The sequence below is a fragment of the Bradyrhizobium valentinum genome (genome assembly GCF_001440405.1).
Classification (GTDB): domain Bacteria; phylum Pseudomonadota; class Alphaproteobacteria; order Rhizobiales; family Xanthobacteraceae; genus Bradyrhizobium; species Bradyrhizobium valentinum.
Genome location: NZ_LLXX01000237.1, coordinates 7928 through 14397 on the forward strand (window position 1 = coordinate 7928; position 6470 = coordinate 14397).

The window sequence follows — 6470 nt, forward strand, 5'->3', positions numbered from 1 at the left end:
CATAGGGAAGGGCGTCGATGATCCTGTGGCGCAGGTGACCGTCGCCGGCGTTACGGTCGCCGGCCGGACGCCGCAACTGCGCGCGCACCAGCGCCAACGCCAGTTGACCGGCCAAAAGTTCGTCGAAGGCAAGCCGCGACCAGAACGGGCCGTCGGGCAGGATGTCGGTGAGCTCGACCGGCACATGCACGCGGTTCAGCGCTTCCCGGATCGGCGGAAAGCTGCAGCGGCGAATAACTTCCGGACTGATCCATTCGGGCAATTCCGGCAGTTTTTGCAGCGCCTGCGCGATCGCCCGCCGCAGCGAACCCAGCGCCAGGCCTTCGGTCAGGGGATAGACCGGGTCGATGCCGCTGAGCTTTGCAAACCCGGCTTCGTCCACGACGCGGTCGGGGTGCACGATCTGCGGAATGCCGTCGTACATCTGCAGCGTGCCCGACACGTAGCGCTTCTCGCCGACCGGCAGCAGCTTTTCGACATAGCCGGGCTTGGCGCGGAAAAACGTCAGCACCACGTCGCCGGTATCGTCAGAGGCATAGACGAGGTAGGGCGCGCGGGAATTGCGCGGCGGGGGCGGCCGATGGCGGTCGATCATGACCTCCAGCGTCACCACGGTTCCCTGCACCGCTTCGCGGATCTTCGGCCGCGCGCGGCGGTCGATCACGCTCGCCGGCAGGTGCAGCAGCAGATCGACCAGCCGCGGCGTCTCATCGCGCCCGAGCAGATAGCGCAAGAGCTTGTCCTGCTTCGGCCCGACGCCGGGGAGGGTCGTGACTGGCGCAAACAGCGGATTGAGCAGGGTGGGGCGCATCGGCAGACTTAAATCCGTTTCTCGCCGTCATGCCCGGCCTTGTACCGGGCATCCACGTCTTTTTTTGCCCTCGTGTTGGGACCAAAACGTGGATGGCCGGGCATAGGCGAGCGGAAGCGACGCCGTCCTTAGGACGGCTATGACGAGCATTTGCGGAGACAACAAGGGCTGACATTGGCGATCCCGACCGCTATATCAAGCCCGCCCGGCACGTCCGGGCTTTTGGCGTTCGAATGGAATGGGACAATGACGGGTACGACACGATCAAGCGGTGGCCTCGACGACCGCCGCAAGCGGCTTTTATTCCGCTGCTGGCATCGCGGCACCCGCGAAATGGACCTCATCCTCGGCCGCTTTGCGGATGCCGAGATATCCGGCATGCGCGATGACGAACTGGCCGACCTCGAACGCCTGATCGAGGTGCCCGATCCAGATCTCTACGCCGCGCTGACCGGCGGAACGCCGCTTGTGCCGGAATATGCCGGCCCGCTGTTCGACCGTATCAAGGCGTTTCGCGCGGTGGACCACGACGCATGAAGGCGCCTGTCAAATCGCCTGCCGCGCTGCTGGCCCCCGGCCGTGCGCTGACCTTTGCCAATGTTGCCGAGGGCGCGGAAGGGCTTGTCATCTCGGACCTCGCCCGTGCGGTGGCGGCACGACCAAAACCGCCGGCGGTGAGCCTTGCCGTCGTCTGCCGCGATGGTCCGCGCATGCAGCAATTGGCACGGGCGCTGGAATTTTTCGCGCCTGATTTGCCCGTGATGCAATTTCCGGCCTGGGACTGCCAGCCCTATGATCGGGTGTCGCCGCATGGCGGCATCCTGGCGCAGCGCCTGACCACGTTGGCGCGGCTGTCGCGCCTGCAGGGCAGCGACAAGCCGCTGATCGTGCTAACCACCGTCAACGGCGTCGTGCAGCGCGTGCCGGCGCGGGAGGTGGTGGCGGCGCAGGCGCTGTCGGTCGCGCCCGGCCATGTCGTGCCGATGGACTCGATCGTCGCCTGGCTGGAGCACCATGGCTACAACCGCTCCTCGACGGTGCGCGAGCCCGGCGAATATGCCGTGCGCGGCGGCATCCTCGATCTGTTTCCGGCCGGCCTCGATCAGCCGGTGCGGTTCGACTTCTTCGGCGACTCCCTGGAATCGATCCGGACGTTTGACGCGGAAACCCAGCGCACGCTGCTCGACATGCGCGCGCTCGATCTGGTTCCGATCTCGGAATTCCAGCTCGTCACCGAGACGATCCGCCGCTTCCGCATGGGCTATGTCGCAGCCTTCGGCGCGCCTGAGCGCGACGACCCGCTCTATGAAGCCGTCAGTGAGGGCCGCCGCCATCCCGGCATGGAGCACTGGCTGCCGCTGTTCCAGGAGCGGATGGATACGCTGTTCGACTACCTCGACGGTGCGCCGGTCGCGATCGAGCCGCAGAGCGAGGACGCCGCGCGCGAACGCTTCAAGCAGATCGCAGATTATTACGAGGCCAGGCGCGAAGCGCTGGAGCATCCAGGCTCCGGCGCGATCTACAAGCCGCTGCCGCCGGACCGTCTCTATCTGGCGGAAACGGAGTGGACGACGCGGCTGAGCGAGGCGGCCGTGGCGAGGCTCTCGCCGTTTGCGGTGCCCGATGGTGCTGCGGACGTATTCGACGCCGGGGCGCGGCAGGGCCGCAATTTCACGCCCGAGCGCGCCGACACTTCGATCAACGTGTTCGAAGCCGTGGTGGCGCATGTGCTGGCGTTGCAGGCGCAGCGCAAGAAGGTGGTGATCGCGCTATGGAGCGAGGGCTCCCGTGACCGCATGAGCAGCATGCTGCGGGATCACAAGCTCGCCAATCTCACCAGCGTCAACACGTGGCGTACAGTGCAGGCGACGCCGCGCAACGAGGCGATGCTGGCGGTCGTCGGCATGGAGAGCGGTTTCGAAACCGACGAATTCGCCGTCATCAGCGAGCAGGACATTCTCGGCGACCGCCTGGTGCGGCCGCGCAAATCTAGCCGCAAGCTCGACAACTTCATCTCGGAAGTCACGAGCCTTTCGACCGGCGATCTCGTGGTGCATGTCGAGCACGGCATCGGGCGCTTTGTCGGGTTGCAGACGATCGAGGTCGGCGGCGCGCCGCATGACTGCCTCGAATTGCATTATGCCGCCGAAACAAAGCTGTTCCTACCCGTCGAGAACATCGAACTGCTGTCACGCTACGGCTCCGATCACGCCAATGTCGAACTCGACAGGTTGGGCGGCGGTGGCTGGCAGGCGCGCAAGGCCAAGCTGAAGAACCGCATCCGCGAGATTGCCGGCGAACTGATCAAGATCGCGGCGGCGCGTCATCTGCACGAAGCGCCGAAAATGCCGGTGCAGCCGCATGTCTATGACGAGTTCTGCGCGCGCTTCCCCTATGAGGAAACCGAGGACCAGTTAGGGGCCATCACCTCGACGTTAAAGGACCTCGAAAGCGGCCGACCGATGGACCGGCTGATCTGCGGCGACGTCGGCTTCGGCAAGACCGAGGTGGCGCTGCGCGCGGCGTTTGCCGTCGCGCTCGAAGGCAAGCAGGTTGCGGTCGTGGTACCGACGACGCTACTCGCGCGGCAGCACAGCAAGAACTTTGCCGAACGCTTCCGTGGCTTCCCGGTCAATGTCGCGCAGGCCTCGCGCCTGATCCCGGCAAAAGAGCTGACGCAGGTCAAGAAGGGGCTGACGGAAGGCAATGTTGACATCGTGGTCGGCACCCATGCGCTGCTCGGCAAGTCGATCAAGTTCCGCGACCTCGGCCTTTTGATCGTCGACGAGGAGCAGCATTTCGGTGTCAGCCACAAGGAACGACTGAAGCAGTTGCGGGCGCAGGTGCATGTGTTGACGCTAAGCGCCACGCCGATTCCGCGGACGCTGCAGCTCGCGTTGACCGGTGTCCGCGACCTCTCGATCATTGCCTCGCCCCCGGTCGACCGCCTGGCCGTGCGCACCTTCGTGGCCCCGCATGATCCCTTGATGATCCGCGAGGCGCTGCTGCGCGAGCGCTACCGCGGCGGGCAGGCGTTCTACGTGGTGCCGCGGATCGAGGACCTCGCCGGCGTCAAGGACTTCCTCGACAAGAACGTGCCGGAGATGAAGGTCGCGATCGCCCATGGACAGATGGCGCCGACCATGATTGAGGACATCATGTCGGCGTTTTACGACGGCAAGTACGACATCCTGCTCTCGACCACGATCATCGAGTCCGGCCTCGATATCCCGACCGCCAATACGCTGATCGTGCACCGCGCCGACATGTTCGGTCTGGCGCAGCTCTACCAGTTGCGCGGCCGGGTCGGGCGCTCCAAGCTGCGGGCGTATGCGTTGTTCACGCTGCCGGCGCAGCAGAAGATCACAGCCCAGGCCGAGCGGCGTTTGAAGGTGCTGCAGTCGCTGGAAACGTTGGGTGCGGGCTTCCAGCTCGCCTCACACGACCTCGACATTCGCGGCGCCGGCAATCTGCTCGGCGAGGAGCAGTCCGGCCACATCAAGGAAGTCGGCTTCGAGCTTTATCAATCGATGTTGGAAGAAGCGATCCTCAACCTCAAGGCCGGCGTGGCGGAGCCTGCCGCCGACCGCTGGTCGCCGCAGATCACCATCGGCATGCCGGTGCTGATCCCCGAGGATTACGTCAACGACCTTGCGGTGCGGCTGTCGCTGTACCGGCGGCTCGCCGATCTCGAGACCGACGACGAGATCGACAATTTCGCCGCCGAGATGCGCGACCGCTTCGGCGTGCTGCCGGACGAGGTTCGCTACCTGTTCAAGGTCGCGGCTATCAAGGCCTATTGCCGCAGAGCCAATGTCGAGAAGGTCGACGCCGGGCCGAAGGGCGCGGTGATCTCGTTCCGCGACAACAGCTTTGCCCAGCCGGATCGTCTCGTCGCCTTCATTCGCCAGCACGGCCAGGCCGCGAAGGTCCGCCCCGACATGAAGGTGGTATTCCTGCAGGTATGGAAGACGCCGGAAGAGCGGTTGATGGGCACGACCGAGATCATGCGCCAGCTCGCCAATCTCGCGGAAAGCAAGAAGGCGGCATAGCACGGTCGTCATTGCGAGGAGCCAACGGGTCGCGCGAATGCGCGCCCGATGACAGGCTCCGCGACGAAGCAATCCATGCTTCCCTCGTGGCGCGATGGATTGCTTCGCTGCGCTCGCAATGACGGGATTAGATAGCGTGGCTCGAAGTCACGACGCCGCCCGCTGCGCTTCTTCCTGCAGTCGCGACCGCAATGACTTTGCGGAATCCTGCGGCAGCAACGTTGCGACCGTAACCACCGGCTCCGATCGCGCGTCGCGCTTGCCGTGGCTGGTATGGCGCATCACGCTCGACAGGCGGCGCGCGATGGCGTGGGCCGTTTTGAGATCGGTCTCGGCAAAGACCACGACAACCGAGCCGTCTTGCTGGGCGGCGCCGAAATCCATTTGCCGCATCAGGCGGCTGATGATCCGCGCGCCGTCGAATTGCGCGCGGGGATGTTCGGGATCGAACGCAAAGCGCGCGACCGACAATCCGCCGCCGCGTTGCTGGGTATGGTAGATGGCGCTGGCAAAGTCGCGCTCAAAGGCTTCCGGGGTGAGCAGGCCGGTCCGCGCGTCGATCAAGCCATCGGCGTCGATCGCCTTCAGCGTGCGGCTCAGATGTGCTTCGAAGGCGTGCTGGCGGATCAGCGGCAGCGCAGTCGCTGCCACCTGGGCGGCATCACCGGCGATGATCTCGAGGTTCGGCAGATCGTAGGCCGGCGCCAGATCGCCGCCCGTCACCACGATGGGAAGATTGCGGAAGCGGGCGTCCTCGGTCAGCACGGTGAGGAAGGCGTCGATCACGCGCAGGCTGAAACCTTCGCCCAGCACGATGCCGTCGATGTCTCTGACGTTGAGATGCTTCGCAGCCGCCTCGATCGAGAGCGCGCCGACCACGCCGGTGCGCTCGCCAAGCGCGACCGAGAGCGTGGGATAGGCGCCGCCGCGGCCGACCAGCAGCACGGTGGCGTCGTGCGCTGGATCGATATGCGATAGCGCCATCGGTGCTGACGGCACCAGCCGGCGCATGACCGTTGCATGCAACGAACGCACGCGGAGCGCTGCGTTCAGGCGGGCCACCAGCCGGTTGGTGCCGCCTTGAGTTTGTAAGACTTGGTTCTGAAAGAAGGGAACGACGTTGTCCGGAAACGGGAGCTGCGGGTCTACCGCGATCAGCGGCAGATAGGGCTGGCGCGCGGCGACCTGCGCTGCCAGCTCCGCCAGTCCGGCCTCATCGGTATCGGTGGTCGCAGCCAACACGGCAGCCGGCTGCACCTGCTCGACCGCGCGCGCGGCGGCCGTCCACTCGGTCTCGACGACCGGAAACAGCCCCGCGATGTCGAGCGTGGCGGCAAAGGACGGCCGTCTCGCAGTCGATACGACGAGGATCGGACCTTGCTGGGACATCTTTAGAACTCGGATCAGGCGCGCATCTGGAGCCGCGATTCTAGTTTGCGACGCTTAATGCGGCGTCAACGCCGGCCTGCCGGAGGCTCTCAGGCAGCGCTGCTCCGATCGCGAAATGCTTCCACCATCAACGGGTTAAGGCCAAGTTCTGTCAACGCATCTCTGGCCCGGGCGTTGTCGAGCGCGCGGCCGGCGAGCCGGTGGCCGCTGAGCCGGTC

General features: G+C 65.4%; 4 protein-coding genes. 2 read left to right on the forward strand and 2 right to left on the reverse strand.

Annotated features, from left to right (window positions below; all coding sequences use genetic code 11):
* Positions 1-811, reverse strand: an 811-nt coding sequence (locus CP49_RS48500; RefSeq protein WP_476695640.1) for an ATP-dependent DNA helicase RecG, incomplete at its 3' end; no start/stop codon positions are given.
* 246 nt (positions 812-1057) lie between these two features.
* On the opposite strand from CP49_RS48500, the gene CP49_RS40945 reads away from it, so the two are divergent.
* Together CP49_RS40945 and mfd are read left to right on the forward strand one after the other, a co-directional pair.
* Positions 1058-1348 carry an FAD assembly factor SdhE gene (locus CP49_RS40945; protein WP_057855752.1) on the forward strand — a complete coding sequence of 97 codons (291 nt, stop codon included), beginning with the start codon at positions 1058-1060 and terminating at the stop codon, positions 1346-1348.
* A complete protein-coding gene (gene mfd / locus CP49_RS40950) occupies positions 1345-4863 on the forward strand; it encodes a transcription-repair coupling factor (RefSeq protein ID WP_057855753.1) in 3519 nt (1172 codons plus the stop codon). Before CP49_RS40945 ends, mfd begins: the two co-directional genes overlap by 4 nt.
* 147 nt (positions 4864-5010) lie before the next feature.
* Here mfd and CP49_RS40955 read toward each other — a convergent pair whose 3' ends face one another.
* Entirely contained in the window at positions 5011-6252 is a 1242-nt protein-coding gene (locus tag CP49_RS40955) for a hypothetical protein (protein ID WP_057855754.1), read from the reverse strand.
* Between the last annotated feature and the right edge of the window lie 218 nt (positions 6253-6470).

What these genes read in the sequence shown, in the direction of transcription:
- CP49_RS40945 (WP_057855752.1), top strand. Translation starts at nt 1,058, where the DNA reads ATGACGGGTACGACACGATCAAGCGGTGGCCTCGACGACCGCCGCAAG.
- mfd (WP_057855753.1), top strand. Translation starts at nt 1,345, where the DNA reads ATGAAGGCGCCTGTCAAATCGCCTGCCGCGCTGCTGGCCCCCGGCCGT.
- CP49_RS40955 (WP_057855754.1), bottom strand. Translation starts at nt 6,252, where the DNA reads ATGTCCCAGCAAGGTCCGATCCTCGTCGTATCGACTGCGAGACGGCCG.